The organism is Massilia sp. HP4 (assembly GCF_005222695.1).
In the GTDB taxonomy this organism is placed as follows: domain Bacteria; phylum Pseudomonadota; class Gammaproteobacteria; order Burkholderiales; family Burkholderiaceae_D; genus Telluria.
In genome coordinates this window covers 80,712-100,548 of the sequence record NZ_STGG01000011.1, presented here as the reverse complement: position 1 = coordinate 100,548, position 19,837 = coordinate 80,712, and the positions used below count along the sequence as shown (strand labels likewise).

General features: G+C 66.8%; 17 protein-coding genes. 9 read left to right on the top strand and 8 right to left on the bottom strand.

Annotation, left to right across the window (positions count from 1 at the left end; genetic code table 11):
* Nucleotides 1-18 precede the first annotated feature (18 nt).
* On the top strand, nucleotides 19-2,427 hold the full coding sequence (locus tag E8M83_RS04315) for a family 20 glycosylhydrolase (RefSeq protein WP_137172158.1): 2,409 nt from the start codon (nucleotides 19-21) through the stop codon (nucleotides 2,425-2,427).
* On the top strand, nucleotides 2,424-3,737 hold the full coding sequence (locus E8M83_RS04310) for an MFS transporter (RefSeq protein WP_137172157.1): 1,314 nt from the start codon (nucleotides 2,424-2,426) through the stop codon (nucleotides 3,735-3,737). Before E8M83_RS04315 ends, E8M83_RS04310 begins: the two co-directional genes overlap by 4 nt.
* Here the strand turns inward: E8M83_RS04310 and E8M83_RS04305 are convergent.
* Nucleotides 3,724-4,668 carry a helix-turn-helix domain-containing protein gene (locus E8M83_RS04305; protein ID WP_137172156.1) on the bottom strand — a complete coding sequence of 315 codons (945 nt, stop codon included), beginning with the start codon at nucleotides 4,666-4,668 and terminating at the stop codon, nucleotides 3,724-3,726. The two genes, E8M83_RS04310 and E8M83_RS04305, sit on opposite strands and share 14 nt — an antisense overlap.
* A gap of 242 nt (nucleotides 4,669-4,910) precedes the next feature.
* Between E8M83_RS04305 and E8M83_RS04300 the strand changes: the two genes are divergently transcribed.
* Complete coding sequence (locus tag E8M83_RS04300) at nucleotides 4,911-6,428, top strand: BCCT family transporter (protein WP_137172155.1); 1,518 nt, start codon at nucleotides 4,911-4,913, stop codon at nucleotides 6,426-6,428.
* A 41-nt stretch (nucleotides 6,429-6,469) separates the two neighbouring features.
* On the opposite strand, the gene E8M83_RS04295 is transcribed toward E8M83_RS04300, so the two are convergent.
* Nucleotides 6,470-7,717 (bottom strand): DUF819 domain-containing protein, encoded by a 1,248-nt coding sequence (locus tag E8M83_RS04295; RefSeq protein ID WP_137172154.1) that lies wholly within the window; start codon nucleotides 7,715-7,717, stop codon nucleotides 6,470-6,472.
* Nucleotides 7,718-7,915: 198 nt separating this feature from the next.
* Between E8M83_RS04295 and E8M83_RS04290 the strand changes: the two genes are divergently transcribed.
* The 6 genes from E8M83_RS04290 (at nucleotide 7,916) to E8M83_RS04265 (ending at nucleotide 14,394) form a co-directional block, all read left to right on the top strand.
* A complete protein-coding gene (locus E8M83_RS04290; RefSeq protein WP_137172153.1) occupies nucleotides 7,916-8,125 on the top strand; it encodes a DUF2945 domain-containing protein in 210 nt (69 codons plus the stop codon).
* An 81-nt stretch (nucleotides 8,126-8,206) separates the two neighbouring features.
* Nucleotides 8,207-8,872, top strand: coding sequence for a response regulator transcription factor (locus E8M83_RS04285; protein ID WP_137172152.1), 666 nt, complete (start codon nucleotides 8,207-8,209; stop codon nucleotides 8,870-8,872).
* A complete protein-coding gene (locus E8M83_RS04280) occupies nucleotides 8,862-10,226 on the top strand; it encodes an ATP-binding protein (RefSeq protein WP_137172151.1) in 1,365 nt (454 codons plus the stop codon). The genes E8M83_RS04285 and E8M83_RS04280 overlap by 11 nt, the downstream gene beginning before the upstream one ends.
* 62 nt (nucleotides 10,227-10,288) lie before the next feature.
* The gene (locus E8M83_RS04275) at nucleotides 10,289-10,498 is read left to right on the top strand and encodes a hypothetical protein (RefSeq protein ID WP_137172150.1); all 210 of its coding nucleotides are present in this window, start codon (nucleotides 10,289-10,291) and stop codon (nucleotides 10,496-10,498) included.
* Between the two features lie 109 nt (nucleotides 10,499-10,607).
* The gene (locus E8M83_RS04270) at nucleotides 10,608-11,021 is read left to right on the top strand and encodes a YgiW/YdeI family stress tolerance OB fold protein (RefSeq protein WP_137172149.1); all 414 of its coding nucleotides are present in this window, start codon (nucleotides 10,608-10,610) and stop codon (nucleotides 11,019-11,021) included.
* A 58-nt stretch (nucleotides 11,022-11,079) separates the two neighbouring features.
* On the top strand, nucleotides 11,080-14,394 hold the full coding sequence (locus tag E8M83_RS04265) for a DEAD/DEAH box helicase (RefSeq protein WP_137172148.1): 3,315 nt from the start codon (nucleotides 11,080-11,082) through the stop codon (nucleotides 14,392-14,394).
* Here the strand turns inward: E8M83_RS04265 and E8M83_RS04260 are convergent, their stop codons facing one another.
* The 6 genes from E8M83_RS04260 to E8M83_RS04235 form a co-directional block, all read right to left on the bottom strand.
* On the bottom strand, nucleotides 14,395-14,937 hold the full coding sequence (locus E8M83_RS04260) for a hypothetical protein (protein ID WP_137172147.1): 543 nt from the start codon (nucleotides 14,935-14,937) through the stop codon (nucleotides 14,395-14,397). It abuts the gene before it with no gap.
* 90 nt (nucleotides 14,938-15,027) lie between these two features.
* Nucleotides 15,028-15,711 (bottom strand): host attachment protein, encoded by a 684-nt coding sequence (locus tag E8M83_RS04255; RefSeq protein WP_229491415.1) that lies wholly within the window; start codon nucleotides 15,709-15,711, stop codon nucleotides 15,028-15,030.
* A gap of 290 nt (nucleotides 15,712-16,001) precedes the next feature.
* Nucleotides 16,002-17,492: a PA domain-containing protein gene (locus E8M83_RS04250; protein ID WP_137172146.1), complete on the bottom strand. Its 1,491-nt coding sequence runs from the start codon at nucleotides 17,490-17,492 to the stop codon at nucleotides 16,002-16,004.
* Between the two features lie 2 nt (nucleotides 17,493-17,494).
* A complete protein-coding gene (locus E8M83_RS04245) occupies nucleotides 17,495-17,935 on the bottom strand; it encodes a post-PEP-CTERM-1 domain-containing protein (protein ID WP_137172145.1) in 441 nt (146 codons plus the stop codon).
* 87 nt (nucleotides 17,936-18,022) lie between these two features.
* Nucleotides 18,023-18,655, bottom strand: a complete 633-nt coding sequence (locus E8M83_RS04240; protein WP_137172144.1) for a choice-of-anchor J family PEP-CTERM protein — start codon at nucleotides 18,653-18,655, stop codon at nucleotides 18,023-18,025.
* Between the two features lie 229 nt (nucleotides 18,656-18,884).
* Nucleotides 18,885-19,751: a PEP-CTERM sorting domain-containing protein gene (locus tag E8M83_RS04235; protein WP_137172143.1), complete on the bottom strand. Its 867-nt coding sequence runs from the start codon at nucleotides 19,749-19,751 to the stop codon at nucleotides 18,885-18,887.
* Nucleotides 19,752-19,837 lie beyond the last annotated feature (86 nt).

Sequence of the window (19,837 nt, the reverse complement as noted above, 5' to 3'; positions counted from 1 at the left end):
AAATCTGGAACACGACTCATGACGGACCGACCCACTGGCGGCCCGGCGATCTCGATCGCCTGGGAATGCCTTTCCAACTTCACGCGCGACGACGCGTTCACGGCGCAACTCACGCTGCGCAACGACGGCCAGCACGCGATCGCGCCCGGCTGGACCCTGTACTTCAACACCTGCCGCAAGATCCTCCCCGAGACCGTCAGCGCGGGCTTTCGCGCCGCGCACCTGAACGGCGACCTGTTCAGCCTGGAGCTGCCGGACGGCGGGCCCTGGCTGCCGGGGCAGGAATATGTCGTCGTGTACGACTCCCTGCACTGGGCGATCAGCGTCACCGATGCGCCGCTCGGCTTCTATCTGCTGGATGCGGCCGGCAATGCGGTCGACCTGGGCGACCCGCAGATCGCCCCGTTCGTGCGGCCGGAACAGCGCCACCGCATGCGCGGCGACCTGCTGCCGACGGCCGACGCGGCCTGGCGCTTCGAACAGAATGCGGCGCTGTCGCTGCTCGATGGCGATGCGGTCGGCCGCATCACGCCGCGACCGCGCACGGCGTCGTTCGATACGCGCCGCTGCCAGCTGGGGCAGTCCACGCCGATCGATGGCGATGCAGCGCTGGACAACGAAACGGCATTCCTGGGGGCGCTGCTGGCGGCACTGCCGCAGGGAAGGGCGGGCGCCAGAATCGCCCTCGAGACCGATTCCGGGCTGGCGCCCGAAGCCTACCTGCTGGAGATCGCCCCGGACCGCGTGCTGGTGCGTGGCGCCAGCGCCCACGGCGTGTTCAACGGCCTGCAAAGCCTGGCCCAGCTCATGGCGCCGGATGGCACGCTGCCATGCGGGAAGGTAGAAGACGCGCCGCGCTTCGCCTACCGTGGCATGATGCTCGACGTCGCCCGCCATTTCTCGAGCGTCGACACCGTGCTGCGCCTGCTCGATTGCATGGCAAGCTACAAGCTCAATCGCTTCCACTTCCACCTGACCGACGACGAAGGCTGGCGCCTGGCGATCGCCGCGCTGCCCGAATTGACCGAGGTCGGCGCCCGGCGCGGCGTGCCCGCACCCGGCGAGCCGCCCTGCCTGCCGCCATCGTTCGGCTCCGGCCCCGACACCGGCTCGCCCGCCGGCAGCGGCTTTTATACGGCAGACGAATTCATCGCCATCCTGCGCCACGCCCAACGCCTGCACATCGAGGTGGTCCCCGAATTCAATATGCCGGGCCACGCGCGCGCGGCGGTCGAGGCGATGCGGGTGCGCCATGCGCGCCTGGCCGCAGCGGGCGATGTCGCCGGCGCCGACGCCTATCTGCTGAGCGACCCGCTCGATGTCTCGGCCTACGAATCGGTGCAGCTGTGGCATGACAATGTGATGTGCATCGCGCTGCCCTCGGTCGACCGCTTCATCGATACCGTGGTGGCCGAGGTCGCGGCGCTGTACCGCACGGCCGGCGTGCCCTTGCGCGTGCTGCACACGGGCGGCGACGAGGTGCCGCCCGGCGCCTGGCTCGGCTCGCCCGCCTGCCAGGCGCGCATGCGCGCGCACGGCTGGGTCGAGGCGCGCCAGCTGCGCGACGATTTCCAGGCGCGCTGCCGCGCGATCCTGGCGCGCCACGGCATCGCCTTCAGCGGCTGGGAAGAGACCGCGCTGACATCCAGCCCGGACAGCGCGGGCTACGGTGAAGACGTCTACGTCTGGAACAATGGCTGGGGCTCGGGCCAGGAAGACTGCGCCAACCGCCTCGCCAACGCCGGCTACGAGGTGGTGCTGTCCAACGCCGCCAGCCTGTACTTCGATTTCGCCTACGCCAAGCATCCGCAGGAGCCGGGTTATTACTGGGCCGGCTTCGTCGATGCGCGCGAACCGTTCGGCATGGTTCCCCTCGATGCGCCGCTGCTGCCCGCGCACGACACGATGGGGCGCGCTCCAGGCGCGGCGCAGGTGGCGGCCCTGGCGCCGCTCGATGCCGCGGGCCGCCAGCGGATCAAGGGCATGCAGGGACAGTTGTGGGGAGAAAATGCGCGTTCGCGCGAGCGGGTCGAATACCTGGCGCTGCCGCGCATGATCGGCCTGGCCGAACGCGCCTGGAGCCCCGACCCCGGCTGGACGAGTCCCGGGGACCTCGCGCGTGACTGGAACGAATTCGCCAACCGCCTCGGCCAGCACGCGCTGCCGCGCCTGGACCGCCTGCCGCAGCCCTGGGGCTACCGCCTGCCGCCGCCCGGCGCGGTAATCGAGGAGGATGTGCTGCATGCGAATATCGCCCTGCCGGGCCTGGCCGTGCATTACACTCTGGATGGCAGCGAGCCTGGCGCGCACAGCCCGCGCTACATGGCGCCGGTGGCCTTGCAAGGCAGCCGCACCGTGAAGCTGGCCAGCCTCGATACTCGGGGCCGCGCCAGCCGCATCGTCACCCTGAATCTGGAACAGCCATGACCGCGATGAACGACGCTCCTTCCGCCACGGTCCCGACAGACCGGCGCCACCATCCGCTGACCTGGGTTCCAACCCTGTACCTGGCCCAGGGCCTGCCGTTCTACGCGGTGGCCCTGGTGGCGGGCCAGATGCTCAAGAGCATGGGCGTGCCGAACGACCAGATCGCGCGCTGGACCGGCGTATTGGGCCTGGCCTGGGCCTTCAAGGCGCTGTGGAGTCCGTTCATGGAACTCGCCCCCAGCCGGCGCCTGGCAGTGGTCGCCTGCCAGCTGATCGGCGGCGCCTGCCTGGCGCTGGTGGCGCTGGCGCTGCAGCTGCCGATGTGGTTTGCGCTATGCATCGCGCTGCTGGCGATCGTCTCGCTGGCCTCCAGCACCCACGACATCGTCGCCGACGGCATCTATATCGCCAGCCTCGATGCGCGCGAGCAGGCGGCCTACGCCGGCTGGCAGGGCGCCTTCTTCAATGCGGCCAAGTTCATCTCGCTGGGCGGCTTGCTGATCCTGGCCGGGGCGCTGGAACAGCGCTTCGGCATCGAGGCCGCCTGGACCACGGTGTTCCTGCTGCTGGGCGGGCTGATGGCGCTGCTCGGGCTGTACCATGTGCGCGCGCTGCCGGCCACGCCGAAGGTCGGCGGCGCGGCGCGCAGCCTGGGCGCGATCAAGGACACGCTGGTGGACGTGATCAAGACCTTCTTCGCCAAGCCCGGCATCTGGATGGCGATCCTGTTCATCATCCTGTTCCGCGCGGGCGAGGGGCAGATCCAGTCGATCGGCCCGCTCTTCTTGCGCGATGCGCGCGAGGTCGGCGGCCTGGGCCTCAGCACGGCCGAAGTGGGCTGGGCCTACGGCACCGTCGGCACCGCCGCCTTTTTGGTTGGCAGCATCGCCGGCGGCTATTTCACGGCCTGGCTGAGCCTCAAACGCGCGCTGCCGATCCTGATCCTGGCGATGAACCTGCCGAATGCCGCCTTCTGGTACCTGAGCCATGCGCAACCGGAGTCGATGCCGCTGATCGTCGGCCTGCTGGGGATCGAGATGTTCGGCTATGGCTTCGGCTTCGTCGGCGTGATCCTGTTCATCATGCAGGTCGTGGCCAGTGGCCGCTACCAGGCGGCCCACTATGCGCTGGGTACCGGCTTCATGCAGCTCGGCTTCGTGCTGTTCCGCACGATCAGCGGCGACATCCAGCAGGCGCTGGGCTACCGCGATTTCTTCTTGTGGGTCTTGCTGGCGAGCGTGCCGGTGCTGGTCCTGAGCCGCTTCATGCGGCTCGAAGCGGAGCCTGCCCGCGCCTCTAGCGCTTCTTGACCGGCAACGCCAGCCAGCCGCGCCAGCCGCCGTCGCCATCGCGCTCGACCTGCTGGATGTGCGGGCGGGTGGCGTCCAGCCGCCATACGGCCTGGCGCTCGAGCCAGTCTTCGTACATGGCGCGAAAGCGCGGCCATTCGCCATGGAAGTCGAGGCAGGCGTAGGCGCCGGCCGGCAGCAGGCGCAGGCCGAGGGTCTGGTCGCCGTCCGGCGCGTCGGCGCCAAAGCCGAAGTCGTAGCAGTATTCGCGCTCGCCAGTAAAGCCCGGATCCTCGTCGAACACGCCGTACCAGGGCGTGCCGCGCGCGAGGCCTTCGCGCTCGCGCTCGCAGATGAAGGCATTACAGGCCAGCGACAGGGTGGCGCCCGACTGGCCGAAGAAGCGCTGGTAGCGCAGCTTGACGGCGGGCAGGGTGCGCAGCGTGACGCGGGCGGCGACGCTGCCCGGTTCGGGCGGGCAGTAGGGCGCCTGCAGGGCCGCCAGGTTGCTCGGTTCAGCCACGAAGAAGCTGACGTCGCTCTCGCGTCCGACCTGGGCGTCCATATACGCGCGCCAGCCGCCGTCGCGCCACTCCTTGGCCGACATCCCGAACTGCTGGCGGAACGCCTTGGAAAACGCCGCGTTGGACGGGAAGCCGCAATCCTGGGCGATGCGCCCGACCGGCACGTCCGGCTCGTGGCGCAGCAGGTGGGCGGCGCGCCGCAGGCGGCGCTTGCGCTGGTATTCGACCGCCGAGAAGCCGGTGAGCTCGCGGAAGATGCGGTCGAAGTGGTAGCTCGAATAGCTGGCCGAGGCGGCCAGGCTGCCCAGGGCCAGCGGGTCGCCGACCGAGTCGAGCATCAGGTCCATCACCTCGTACAGGCGCGAATCGCGCGCGATGGCGCGCGTGCGTGGCGTGGGAGAGGCGGTGGGCAGGGCGGGAGCGGACATCGCATAACGTCATGACAAGACTGAATGGATTATGCGGCCAAACGCCCCTGCCGTGGCGAACTATGTGTATCCGCGACAACAACTCCCAACGCCTACCGAACAGGCGCTTTCGTGCGAAAAGGCTAATATCACTGACACACAAGTAGTACTGCTGCACTGCAATAAGTTAATAAATCACTTAAAATGATGAATTATTCTAAATCATAAGAACGCCGACGCGCGTTACTGTCTACGGAGAAAATATGCAGACAGCACTCTCGGCGGGTTTCATCCTTGCCATCGTTTTGTGGGGCGTGATCTCGCCCGCCACCATGGGCTCGGTCTTCGATACCGCCCTCTCTGCAATTACGCGCAACTTCGGCTGGCTCTATCTGTGGATGGTGCTGGGGATGGTCGTCTTCGCCGTGTTCCTGGCCTTCAGCCGCTACGGCAACCTCAAGCTCGGCGACGACGATGACGAACCGGAATTCTCGATCGGCAGCTGGTTTTCGATGCTGTTCGCGGCCGGCATGGGCATTGGCCTCGTGTTCTTCGGCGTGGCCGAGCCGATCTCGCACTATATCGACGCGCCGCCCGGCACCGTGTCCGGCACCCCGGAAGCGGCCGGCGTGGCGATGCGCTTCACCTTCTTCCACTGGGGCATACATCCGTGGGCCGTATATAGCGCGGTAGCGCTGGCGATCGCCTTCTTCCAGTACCGGCGCGGCGGCAGCGCCCTGGTCAGCAGCAGCATCAGCGCGCTGCCGTGGAAAGGCTTCGCACGCATGTCGGGCCTGTTCAACGGCCTGGCGGTGGTGGCGACCGCCTTCGGCGTGGCCGGCTCGCTCGGCGTCGGCGCCCTGCAGATCAACAGCGGCCTGGACAAGGTGTTCGGGCTCGCGGTCAGCGACACGGCCCAGATCGGGATCATCCTGGTCGCGACCGCCATGTTCCTGGCGTCGGCGATCAGCGGCGTGGGGCGCGGCGTCAAGCTGCTGTCGAACGTGAACATGATCATGGCGGGCCTCCTGGCGCTGGTGGTGTTCCTGGTCGGGCCCACGGTCGCCATCATCGACACGCTGACCAGCACGCTGGGCAGCTATGCGACCGAATTCGTGCGCATGAGCCTGCGCGCCACCCCGTTCCGCGACAGCACCTGGGTCGGCAGCTGGACCATCTTCTACTGGGCCTGGTGGATCTCGTGGTCGCCGTTCGTCGGCCTGTTCATCGCGCGCGTCTCGCGCGGGCGCACGATCCGCGAATTCATCGTCGGCACCATGCTGGCGCCGTCGCTGGCCGCCTTCGTCTGGTTCTCGATCTTCGGCGGCACCGCGCTGCACATGGAGATCTGGCAGCACATCCCGATCTCGGACGCGGTGCGCGCCGACACCTCGACCGCGCTGTTCGCGCTGTTCGACGCGCTGCCGTTCGGTACCATCATGTCGGCCGTGGCCACGGTGCTGGTGCTGATCTTCTTCGTCACCTCGGGTGACTCGGCGGTGCTGGTGCTGGGCATGATGAGCAGCGGCGGCAATCCGGACCCGTCCAACAAGTCCAAGCTGATGTGGGGCGCGCTCGTGGCCGGCATCGCGATCAGCCTGCTGCTGGCCGGGGGCCTGAAGGCGGTGCAGACCGCGACCATCGTGTTCGCGCTGCCGTTCACGGTGGTGATCGTGCTGATGATGGTGTCGCTCCATCGCGCCGTGTGCGAGGACTGGACGGCGCACGAGAAGCGCGAGCGCGAACTGCGCCGCCGCATGCGCCAGATGGTCGAGAAATAAGCGCAACAAGCGCGCCCCTGGACGGGGCGCGCCAGTAAAACTCAGGTGGCCATGGCGCGCAGCAGCAGGCCGGTGATGTAGGCGCAGTAGGTGCCGAGGGCATAGCCGATCACCGCCAGCAGCACCCCGACCGGGGCCAGCGCCGGATGGAAGGCGCTGGCGACCACCGGCGCCGACGCGGCGCCGCCGATATTGGCCTGCGAACCCACCGCCATGAAGAACAGCGGCGCGCGGATCAGCTTGGCCACCAGCAGCATCAGGCCGCCGTGCACCGCCATCCAGATCAGGCCCAGCAGGAACAGCCATGGGCGGTCGAGCAGGGCGTTCAGGTCCATGTGCATGCCGATGGTCGCGACCAGGATGTACAGCATGGCCGAGCCGACAGTGGAGGCGCCCGCGCCTTCCAGCTTGCGCGCCCGCGTAAAGCTCAGCAGCAGGCCGAAGGTGGTGGCGTAGACCACGATCCAGAAGAAGTTCGAGGTCAGGCTGTAGTCCTGCAGGCGCCATTCGGCCGGCAGGCTCGAGATCCAGGCGACGGTGGGGCCGGTCAGCGCATGCGCCAGGCCGGTCGCGCCCAGGCCGACGGCCAGCACCACCATCACATCGGTGAGCGTGGGGATGCGCGCGTGTTCGGCCTGGTAATGCTCGATGCTCTCCTTGAGCGCATTGATGGCAGAGACATCGGCGCCGGTCCAGCGGTCGAAGGCCTGGGCCCGTCCCGCCAAGAACAGCAGCACCGCCATCCACAGGCTGGCGACCAGCACGTCGACCGCGACGAACTGGCCGAACAGGGTCGCGTCGACCTCGAACACTTCCTTCATCGCGGCCTGGTTGGCGCCGCCGCCGATCCAGGCGCCGGTGATGGTCGTCATGCCGCGCCAGGTGTCGCCGGCCACGGTTTCGGGATGGATGAAGTCCATCGCGACGAAGGACACGATGGCGCCCAGCATGACGCCCAGGGTGCCGGTCAGGAACATGACGATAGCCTTGGGGCCGAGCCGCAGCACGGCGCCGAAGTCGATCGCCACGCACAGCAGCACCAGGGCGGTCGGCAGCAGGTAGTCGCGCGCCATCGAATACAGGCCGGAGGCATTGCCGTCGATGATGCCGGCGGTATTGAGCAGGGCCGGGATCAGGTAGCACAGCAGCAGCGCCGGTACATAGGTATAGAACCTGCTCCAGGCGCCCGATTTCTGGGAAGAGGTCCAGAAGACGGCGCCGAGGATGACGGCCAGCATGCCGAGCACGACGGCATCGTTGGTGACTAGCGGAGAGACAGATTGCATCATAGGCCCAGGTAAAGGGTGGATCGGCGAGCCCGCCGCCGATGCGGCCGGACGGCGCATTCTACATTTTTTACCTTAAAAATCATGTCTTTACGGCAAGCCAAAAAACCGTGGTGCTTGTCTCCCGTTTGTCACGCGCACATATGCGGGCGTCGACCCGAAGCATGGTCAAATAGGCCCACATCACATTCAGGAGGCAGCATGGCTGGCACATTCAAGGCGGGCGACAAGGTGCAATGGAAGTCGTCGCAAGGCACGGTCACGGGCAAGGTCAGGAAGAAGCTGACCTCGCCGACCGACATCAAGGGCCACCACGTGGCGGCGTCGAAGGACAACCCGGAATACCTGGTGGCGAGCGACAAGACCGGCGCCGAGGCGGCGCACAAGCCCGGGGCGCTCAAGAAGCCTTAAGATCGGCTTCATGTGCGCGCGGCATGCTCGGCGGCGAATTGTTTACGCCATACTGGCGTATCCCTGTTGCCGGATTTCCGCATGCGCATCCTGTTGGTCGAAGACGATATCTCCCTTGGCGAAACCATCCAGGCCTGGCTGCGCCTGGACCAGCACGCGGTGGACTGGGTCCAGCGCGGCGATTCGGCCGACACCGCCCTCAAGACGCACCATTACGACTGCGTGCTGCTCGACCGCGGCCTGCCCGGCCTGTCGGGCGACGACCTGCTGGCGCAGCTACGCAAGGCCGGCAACGGCGTGCCGGTGATCCTGATTACCGCCTTCAATGCGCTGGCCGACCGGGTCGAGGGACTGGACCTGGGCGCCGACGACTACCTGGTCAAGCCGTTCGAGCTCGAGGAGATGTCGGCCCGCATCCGGGCCGCCGTGCGGCGCGGGGCCAACCAGGCCGCCAACGAGCTGCGCCACGCCGGGATCGCCCTGAACCTCGACACCAAGGGGGCCACCCTGGCCGGCGAACCGGTCGCGCTGACCGCGCGCGAGTACAACGTGCTGTACGCACTCCTATCCAGAAAGAACGGCATTGTTACCCGCGCCCAGATCGAGGAAACCCTGTACGGCTGGGGCGACGAGGTGGAAAGCAATGCGATCGAGGTCTACATCCACAACCTGCGCAAGAAATTCGGCGCCGACAGCATCGTCACCGTGCGCGGCCTGGGCTACCGGTTGAAGAGCGATGGCGAGTAAGGCACCCGACAAGGACGCGCCGTGGTCGCTGCGCCGGCGCCTGCTGGCCGTCATCGTGGCCGCCAGCACCGTGCTGTGGCTGGCGAGCCTGGGCATCGTGACCGTGATCGCCTGGCAGGAAACCAACGAGGTGTTCGACGACGCGCTGGAAGAATCGGGCTATATGATCATGGCGGCGACGACCGACTGGAACGAACGCGGCCTGCTGCCGCAGGGCGGCGCCGGCGGCGAACATGGCCGCAAGGTCGACATGCAATACCAGATCGTGGTCGACGGGCGCGTGATCCAGCGCACCGGCGACGCGCCGCTGCGGCCCTATGTCTCCAACTTCGACGACGACCACGGCTTCGCCGAAGCGCTGGCGAACGGCGAGCGCTGGCGCGTGTTCGTGGTGCGCGACGAAGCCCGCAACTTCGAGGTGCAGGTCGGCCAGCAGGTCGACAAGCGCTATGACATCCTGGAGGAACTGGCCGATTCGCTGTGGCTGCCCGTGCTGGGCTTCCTGCTGCTGCTGGCGCTGGTGTGCTGGATCCTGACCGGCCGCGTCCTGAAACCCTTGCGCCGCACCGCCGCCAGCATCGCGGCCAAGACGCCGGACGACCTGGCGCAGGTGGCGACCGCCGGCCAGGCGCGCGAAGTGCTGCCCATCGTGCAGGCACTGAACGGCGTGCTGGGACGGCTGGATGCGGCCCTGCAGGCCGAGCGCCGCTTTACTGCCGACGCCGCCCACGAGCTGCGCACGCCGCTGGCCGGCCTGCACATGCACGTGCAGCTGCTGGGGCGCCAGCATCCCGACCTGGCGGCGCCATTCCACAAGTTGCGCCAGGACATCGCGCGCCTGACGGCGCTGGTCGACAGCCTGCTCACCCTGGCGCGCCTGGACCCGCTGGCGCGCGAGCAGCTGGTGCGCCAGCCGGTCCTGCTCGCGCCGCTGTTCGAGCGCGTGGCCGGCATGCATGTGCAGGAAGCGGCCGGGCGCGGCATCGCACTGGGGCTGCGCTGCGAGGTGCAGGAAGTGCAGGCCGATCCGCAGATGCTGGAAATCGTGCTGCGCAACCTGGTCGACAATGCGCTGCGCTACTGCCCGGACGGCAGCCGGATCGAACTCGAGGCCGTGCACCACGCGGGCGCTACGCGCATTGCAGTGCGCGACAACGGCCCCGGCGTCGACCTGGAGAGTCGTCAACGCCTGACCGAGCGCTTCTTCCGCGTGCTGGGACAGGGACAGCAGGGCAGCGGGCTGGGGCTGTCGATCGTCAAGCGCATCGCCGACCTGCATGGTATCGAACTGGCGTTCGGCCCGGGGATCGATGGCCGTGGACTGGGCGTGATGCTGGATCTGCCCCCTGTGTAGATTATGTTCTGTGGGTAAGAAATTGTTCTTGTTTTAAGCCGGCCCGGCACAATGTGCTGCGCATGCTGAAACAGAAACTGAACTGGAAGCGGCCCCTGTTCTACGTCCTTCTGCCGATCTTCTTCGTAATGGCCTTCCTGGGCTTTCCATTGCCCGTCGCCCCGCCGCCGGCCACCAAGCCGGCGCAGGAGCAGGCTGTCGTCGTGAAAAAGAAGAAGAAACGCATCGCACTGCTGATGCGCAAGGAGGATCGCCAGGACGACGCATTCTGAGTCAGTCTCGAGTCTTCTTAAGATCGGTTTAATGTCCGGCCGTTGTAATGCGCCTGTGCCTGCCGCTACGGCGCAGGCGACGACAACCAACCCGGACAAAGGATCGATCATGAAGCATATTTTCCACCTCTCCTGCATCGCCGCGCTGCTCGCTGTTTCGGGTACTGCCGCCGCACAGAATATCGCCGATGCGCCGCCCGGCGCGGCTATCGACGTCAAACGGGTCTCGGGCTATACCGGCCCGTCGGGCGCGCCGATGATGACGGCCAAGGACTTGCAGGCCAAGGGCAAGGACGACCAGTATGTGCGCCTGAAAGGCAAGCTGACCAGCCACAAGGGCGACGAAGACTACGAGTTCACCGACGCGAGCGGCAAGATCACGGTCGAGATCGATGCCGACCGTTTCCCGCAGGGCGTGAAGGTCGACCACAACACGGTGGTCGAGCTGACCGGCGAGTTTGACAAGGAAATGTTCGGCGAATCGAAGCTCGACGTCGAGCAGATCAAGGTCGTGAGCAACTGAGCACCGCGAGCGGCGGCGTGGGCGATAATGGCGGTTTGACCGCCACGCCGTCCCGCCCATGTACTTCGACCATGCCGACCTGAGCCGCAACTTCGACGCCGGCACCCTGCAGCGCGGAGAAGACTACACGCGCAAAGGCAAGGTGCGCAGCGCGCGCCGCGACGACGACAAGCTCATCGGCGAAGTCGGCGGCAGCGGCGGTGAACTGTACCGCCAGGCCATCCGCTTCAAGTCGGGCCGTGGCGGCATCGATTTCCACGGCAGTTGCAGCTGTCCCATGAGCTACAACTGCAAGCATGTGGTGGCGGTGCTGCTGGTCGAACTCGAACGCTACCGGCACGCGATGGCGCAGTCGCCGGCGGCAAGCGCGGCGCGCGCCGAAGCGTGGCTGCAAGACCTGGCGCTGCTGTCCCGGACCACGCTGGCCCAAGCCGCCGCCAATCCTGGCGCGGCGTCCACGCTGGCCTGGGTGCTGGTCCCGGAACCGGCCGGCGGACCGCCGCGCCTGCACCTGCGCCGGGCGCGCCTGCGCAAGAACGGCGGCTTCAACGGCACTACGCCGATCCACGACGTCCACGCCCTGCTGCGCGCATCGGCGGGATCGCCAGAACCCGGCGACGACGAATCGCTCCGGCTGTTCGCGGCGCTGCAGGCAGGGGACATCGTGGCGAGCGATGCCATGGTGTCGGGCGCGATCGGCGCGCGCCTGCTGACCCGGCTCTGCGCCGAGGACCAGTTGCTGCTGGCGTGGTCCGACGATGACTTGCGCCGCAATCACCTGTTCTGCCTGCAGCCCGGCCCGCGCCGCGAGGCCACGCTCGGCTGGCGCTCGTCCGCCGGCGACGATGCCGCCTGGCTCGACTGGTCCTTCGATGATGGTTCCCCCATGGGCGTACTGCCGACCGATCCGCCCCTGTACCTCGGCGAGGACACGCTGGGCGAGCTGGCGCTGCGCGCTTCCCTCGCGGCGCTGCCGCCGGCGGCCCTGGTGAACCTGGTCGCCGGCGCGCCACGGCTGCAAGCCGAACAGCGTGCCGGCATGGCCGCGCAACTGGCCGCCCTGGGGCTGGATCATCTGGTGCCACCGCCGCAGGCGGTCGAGACCCGGCTCCGCGGCGATGTGGTCCCGACGCCGTGGCTGGTACTCGACAGCATCGAGGCCGGCTGGGGCCGCAATGAGGTCTGGCACGACCACGCGCATCTGTCCTTCGAGTACGACGGTCACTCCACCGAAGACGTCGACGGACCGGTGCTGCGCTCGGTGCGGGACGGCGTGGTCGAACTCATCGAGCGCGATCCGGTCGCCGAAGCCGCCGCCGCCGCCGTGCTTTCCGAACTTGGTTTCCGTTCGCCGCCGACCGGTTCGCCGCTGGACGACTGGCCCGGCGTGCTCACGCTGGCCGACGAGGGCGCCTGGCTGGCCTTCGCCAGTCAGGGCGTCGCGCGCCTGCAGGCGGCCGGCTGGCAGATCGAGATGGAGGACAACTATCGCTTCGACCTGGCCAGGGTTGACGACTGGTACGCCGAGCTCGACGAAGAAGACGAGGGCGGCAACGCCTGGTTCTCGCTGGAACTGGGCATCGTTGTCGGCGGCGAGCGCCATGCGCTACTGCCGCTGCTGGTGCAGATGGTGCGCGCCGCGCCCCGCGACTTCGCCGCAGCGGCGCTGGCCGCGCGCGGCGACGACCAAGAACTGCTGGTCGAGTTGACGAATTTCGAGCGCGTCGCCCTGCCCTGGGGCCGGGTCAAGCCGATCCTGGCCACCCTGGGCGAATTGTATTTCGGCGAGCGCCTGGGCAATGGGGTGCGCCTGCCGGCCATGGATGCCGCGCGCCTGGCCGAACTGGAACGCGCCGCACGGCTGCGCTGGATCGGTGGCGAGCGCCTGCGCGAGCTTGGACGCAAGCTCGACAGCTTCGGCGGCATCCAGTCGGTTACGCCGCCGGCTGGCCTGCAGGCCGCGCTGCGGCCCTACCAGCTGGGCGGCCTGGCCTGGCTGCAGTTCTTGCGCGAATACGGCTTCGGCGGCATCCTGGCCGACGATATGGGCCTCGGTAAAACCATCCAGACCCTGGCCCATATCCTGCTCGAGAAAGAGGCCGGGCGCCTCGATGCGCCGGCCCTGGTCGTGGCGCCGACCAGCCTGATGCCGAACTGGCAGGCCGAGGCGGCCCGCTTCGCGCCCGGCCTGCGGGTGCTGCTCCTGCACGGCAAGGAACGCGTATCGCAGTTCGACGCCATCGGCGAATACGACCTGGTGCTGACCACCTATGCCTTGCTGGGCCGCGACGAGGATGCGCTGCGGCGGCATCGTTATCATTTGCTGATCCTGGACGAAGCGCAGTACATCAAGAACAGCCGCGCCAAGGCGGCGCAAACGGCGCGCCTGCTCGATGCCCGCCACCGCCTGTGCCTGACCGGCACGCCGGTGCAGAACCACCTGGGCGAGCTCTGGTCGCAGTTCCACTTCCTGATGCCGGGCCTGCTGGGCGACGAGCGATCGTTCAAGGCCAATTACCGCAAGCCGATCGAGCAGGGGGGCGACACGCTGCGCCAGGACTTCCTGGTGCGGCGCGTCAAACCCTTCATGCTGCGCCGGACCAAGGACAAGGTGGCGACCGAGTTGCCGCCCAAGTCCGAGATCCTGCTGCCTGTCGAGCTGTGCAGCGCGCAGCGCGACCTGTACGAGACGGTGCGGGTGGCGATGGACCGCAAGGTGCGCGCCGAGATCGACCGCAAGGGCCTGGCGCGCAGCCATATCGTGATCCTCGAGGCCTTGCTCAAGCTGCGCCAGGTATGCTGCGACCCGCGCCTGGTCGAGCCGGCGAGCGAGACCGGCTCGGCCAAGCTCGACACCTTGATGGAACTGCTCGATACCCTGACCAGCGAGGGCCGCAAGGTGCTGGTGTTCTCGCAGTTCACCAGCATGCTGTCCCTGATCGGCGCGGCCCTGCAGGCGCGCGGGGTCGATTTCGTCGAGCTCACCGGCAGCACGCTCGACCGCGCCGCCCCCGTCGCCGCCTTCCAGGAAGGCAAGGTCGGGGTCTTCCTGATCAGCCTGAAGGCCGGCGGGGTAGGGCTCAACCTGACGGCGGCCGATACCGTGATCCACTACGATCCCTGGTGGAACCCGGCCAGCGAAAACCAGGCCACCGACCGCGCCTGGCGCATCGGCCAGCAGCAGCCGGTGTTTGTCTACAAGCTGATCGCGCGCGGCACGCTGGAAGAAAAAATCCAGGAGCTGCAGCGCCGCAAGGGAGAGTTGGCCAATGCGGTGCTGTCCAACGAAGGAGAAAGCGAGCTGGCGCCGGGCCTGCAAGCGGACGACTTGCGCGCCATCTTCTCGCTGGCGCCGCCGGGCCAGCCCGCGTGATCAGTCCTGCACCACGCTGACTCTTGCGAAGCGCAGGTTCTCGAATACCTTGATGCGGCCGGTCAACGGCCACCAGTCGTACAGGAAGATCTGCGCCGGCCTCCACATTGCCACCCAGCCGATGATGGTCAGGCTTTCGCGCGCGATCTTCGCGGCGTGGCCGGTGGTGAAGGTCTCGATGACGGCGGCCAGCAGCAGGCAGCTGACGACGAAGGCGATGCCAATTGCCAGGCTGATGCGGCCCTGGCGCAGCAACTGCTTCAGTTCGCCGCGCACCAGTTCGACCTTGTAGCCATAATAGTTGTGGATCGCATCGGCAACCATCTCGCCGGCCTGTCCCACGGGCGGCAGTTGCGCGACGTGGATGTTCAGGTGCAGGAGGCTGGCGGGCGGCAGCGATAGCGCCCAGTTCTCGATATACGCCTCGCAGGCGTGGTCGAGGTCCTTGTTCAGGAACGGCGCCGGATCGAGCGAGTTGAACAGCTGCTGCAGTTCGCGCACGCGCAGGTCGAGCGTGTGGGTGGGTTGTTCACTGATGTGCATGCGGCAAGCGTACCGCAGGGCATGATGGCCGGCAACTGTAGAAGCGAAGCTGCAGGCCCGTGCGGGCATGCAGCTTGGGATACTGCTGGATTACGCCGACTTGTCTTGGTGCGCGTCCAGCTGGGCGCGCAGCTCTTGCCCGTTCGAGTGCGTGTAATCCTTGTTGACCTCGCGCTTGATCAGCGATTTCAGCTGCGGGTCGATCTGCGCGCGCAGCACGCCGAGGAATTCCGGCGAGGCGGCCACGACCAGTTGCTGGAACCGGCCTGCCTGGTGCGCCTGCTGCAGATAGTTAGAAATATCCTTGGCAAACTTTTGTGCCTCGTGTTCATTCGGCGTGACGGCGGGCTGGTAATCGTTGCCCTGCGCGCCGGCAGGCGCTGCATGCTGGAAGCCGCCGCCTTGGCCGCCGCCGATATTGTGGCCGCTGTTTTGCGCGGAACGCGGGCTCATCTTGTCGGTGACGATGTCCAGTACGCGCTGCTGCGCGCCTGGATTGACGAGGTCATCCACTTCTTGCAAGGATGCCGTGTTGTCGGCATCGGAGAAGACACGTGCACGGCCGGCATTGGCTGCGATGGTCCAGGTTGTTGGCATATTACCCCCTGTAAAAATGTTGTGATGGCAATCGCCAGCATCGGCCCCGATAGCGTCGAGCCAGGACTTCTGCGTGGCGGCAAGTGATGATCCAGTATAGCCCTGCACGAAAATGCCCGGCGCACCGCGTCGCCTGGCGCGCGCGTCCTTGCGTCGACGAAACAAGCAGATGGTCAATTTCGTCTCGGATGTGCCTTATCTAACCGACAAGGTCATTCGTGCGCGGCATCATGGACCCATCGATCACGAGCATACGAAAGGGGTTCATCATGGGTAAGTATTTCATCGGTTGGCTGCTGGGTATTCCTGCTGTCGTGCTGGTCATCCTGTACTTTATTTTCGGTTGAGAGCAGTCAGTCCCCGGAAAAGCAAAGCGCCACCCTCGGGTGGCGCTTTGCTTTTGCGCGCCGGTCATGACTGGCGCCTGAGAGAAGCCACGGTGCGGTTGCACCGTGGCCCTCGGACAATTACCAGCCCACGTCCTTCAGCAGCGGCAGCGTCAGGTCACGCGGCGGGCTCACTTCGAGCGTCAGGTCGCGGCTGATCGCCGGTTCCATCAGCAGGTTCGGCGAAGCCGAGGTGTCCCAGTGCGACACCGAGGAACCCTGGGCCAGCACACTTGGCGTGTACAGCAGCGGACGGCCCTGGCGGTCGGCGCCGGCCTTGCGGTTCGGGTCGGTGGCCAGCGAGGCCGTGACCGCGCCCGCCTGGGCACGCGTGCCGTAGGGCTTGGCCGCTTCGATCGCTGCGAGCAGCACTCTGCCGTCTTCCTGCGAAATGCCGACCGACGGAATGACGACGCTCGGGTCTTCACCGCCCGGTGCGAAGCCGCCGCTCACATTGTTCGACAGCAGCACCGCGACTGCGCCGGCATCCTGTGCGTTCTTCACCTTCAGGGCGAAGTTACAGCCGCCGCGGCTGATGATCGGCACCTTGCCTTTCGCTGCTGCCGCATTGGCCGCGTTGAATGGCGAGCAACCATGGCCGAGTTCACCTGCCTGGATGGCGATGGTCGTGAGCACGCCCAGTTTGCCATTGACCGGGACTGCAGGTCCGAACGACGAGGCTGAATACGCCGTGGTCGGCACCGCACCCGCCGGGCTCGCCGCCTTGACGATCGGCAGCTGACCCAGCAGGCGTGCGCCAGACACCGCGTTCGGGCCGGTCCAGGCCAATTGCAGCGAATTGACAGCCGACCGCGCCCGCTCGGCGGACGTCATGTCCAGCCAGCGCTTGCCGATGGTGTTGTCGTACATGAACTCTTCCCAGAAGCTGGGCAAGCCGCCAGTGGCCACGTAGTGGGTGCCGGCAGCGTTCAGGCGATAGCCGAGCGGGGTATAGGTGGTGCCGAGCGCAAAGCCCAGGCCGTGGCCCAGTTCGTGCAGCAGGGTGGCGGCGAAGTCGACCTTGCTGCCTTCCTTGCCGTCCAGGCCCAGGTAGAACTCGCTGCCGGTCAGGCAATCCGCCTTGCCGAGGTTGATATTGAACTGGGTCTTGATGTCGACGTTGGCGAAGCCGCTGCCGTCGTCGGGCTGGCCTTCGCTCAGGTTGACGCCGGCCAGCTTGTTGGCCAGCGCTTGCGGGTACCAGGTGCCGGGTTTGCCACCCGGGAAGTCATACCAGATATTCCAGGCGCCGGCGCTGCCCAGCACGGCCGAATCGGCGGTGCACTCCAGCGCTTCCCAGCCGGCCGACACGGTGATGTTGACGTTGCTGTCCAGGTTGCGTTCCCAGATGTCGGCCACGTGGCGGTAGACGTTCATGCGCTGCTGGCCGATCGTGGTGCCGGCATTGCCACCGACCGGCCTGGCCGGGGTCGTGTCGTTGAAGCCGACGCCTGGCAGGTCACGGCTCTGGATGGTGATCGTGGCGGCGGCCTGCGCGGCCATGCAGGTCAGGAGGCTGGCTGCGGCGAGCAGGGAACGTGCGGCGATTGGCGAAGATGGTTGGGTGCGCATGTTTACTCCGTGACAGCTTGGGTGGCGTGGACGTGGCCGGTCGCGATGGCGCCGCTGGCGCCGCCGTGCGATTCGAAGCACTGCTTTTCGATGCTGCCGTCGGCCTTGCGCACGGCGACCGACGAGCTGATGAAGTCATCGGTCAGGCGCACGCCACGGGCGCCGCTGGCGTGGGTTTTTGGCAGGACCTGCTGGGGCGCCACGCGCGCGCTGCGCGACCTGGAGGCGGCCTGGGCCTTGAGCGCCGCCTGTTCGGCGGCGGTGGCGTTGCGCAGCTCGCCGGTTTCGCGGTCGCGCACCACGGTCAGCGATTCCTTCGCCTGAGCGTGGGCTTCGTGGACCGGGATTTCCTGGGCAATGGCGGACTGGCCGGCCAGGCCCAGCAGGGCGGCGGCGATGCCGGCGCGCAGCAGGCGCTGGCCGGACTGGATGGTGTAATGCATGACGATCTCCTGGTAATGGGGGAGCAAAGCGGGGGAGCGAAGCGGGGTCCGAAGCGCAGGGCGCTTCGGCGTGCACGGCTCGGTCGATCAGGCGCGCTTGCGGCGGCGCGCGGCAACCAGCCCGACTGCGCCCGCGGCCAGGATCAGGAGGCTGGCCGGTTCCGGGATTTCGGTCACACGCAGGTTGTCCAGGCCGAGGTAATTGGCGGAGTCGGCCATGCCGGTGTACTGGATCGCGAAGCGCATGGTGCCATTGGTCGGCGCCAGGTTGAAGACATATTTCGTCCATTCGCCGGTCGCCACCGTCACTGCCTGCGACAGGGCGAATTCGGTCAGCGCGCTGCCGCCGGCGCTGACGCCGAACTTCACCTGGTCGGAATAGTTGGCGACAGGATCAGCGCGTAGCCAGAACGAGACGCTGGTGCCCATGACGGTGGAGAATTCGGGCGTGATCAGCCAATTGGCCAGGGTGCCGCCGTCCTTGCCAGTGAGATAGTTGATGGCGGCGTAGCTGTTCGGCGCGCCATTCTGGGCCCGGAACACGCTCTGGTCGCCCTGGAACCAGGTCAGGGGGCCTGCCGGCGAACTGGCATTGTCGATGATCCAGCCCTTGCTGCCGAGTGCTGACACGTCATCGAATCCCTCGTTGATCAGGACACCGGCCTGGGCGCTGGCCATGACGCCGGAGATGGCGACTGCGAGTAAAACGTTCTTCATCATGCGGGTACGCTCCAATAGGTATGCGGTCGGCAGCGACTTGATAAGGCGGCGCGAACCTTGGTTGCCTTCATTGATTTATGACGGCATGATGACTAAAAGCATTTACTGTGCCAGTAAATCAAATGCTTGATTTCTAAGGGAAATATCCTAGACTATTTATTTTAGGATAAAAAATGTAAGATTTTCCGACAATTTTTATACAATTTTTGACAAATATTTGCATTTTATTTCACGCCGCCATGGCGGCGCGCTCCACGCGGGCCGGCGCCGCCAGTTGTGCTGCCGCGATGGCTTGTAGCGCGCCCGCAATCCGGGCCTCGATGCCCAGTGCGCGCGCGATCGGGTCGAACGCTCCCAGGAGGCGCGGATCGCGCCCCGTTACATGGCCGAAGATGGTCGCCGCCTCGAGGTAGTAGCCATGCACGCTGGCGTGATAGGCGTCGGGCGCCCACAGGTTGACCTGGCCGGGCGCCAGGGCCTGGTAGGGATTGGCGCAGGCCACGCCGCGCGCGATCGCGCGGTTCCAGGCCTGGCCGACCGGGATCACGCCGCTGATCAGGGGCGAGGCGGCGGCCGCCGCGTCGTAGCCGCGGCGCAGGTCCAGCGCCATGCGCTCGATCGGCTGGCCATACCAGGCGCCGCTGTCGAGCCAGGTCTGGTCGGCGCGCGACCAGGTCGAGGTCAGGCGCACGTCGACAGCCGGATTTTGTTCGTGGAAGGCCTGGGCCAGCAGGCTGCTGTACCGGATCAGCTTGTCGGCATTGCCGGGCTCGTCTTCATCGAGCGTGCTATAGCTTTGCAGCAGCACCAGGTCCCACGGCTGGACGATGTTCCCGTAGCGCGTGTCGTGGTGGAAGTCGAGTCCCTTGCCGCCTTCGGTTTCCAGGCTCACCCTGACATCCAGGCCGGCCCGTTCGGTCATGGCCTTGAACAGGGCGGGCACGCCGCCGATATTGGTGCCGTTCAGGTCGCTGACCGTGTGGGGGCGGAAGTCTTGCACCAGCGGTGCGTCGCCGGCCGGGTCGCCGTAGGTGAAGCTGTTGCCGACAAACAGGATCGTCGTCGCGGGAGAAGGTTCGGGCTTGGCCATCGACATGCACACTGGTCAGGGATGGTTCATCTTCGGCGCGCGCGGCGCGCTTGGCAAGCGATCAATTCAACTAAGTAAATGCGTCGAGCAAG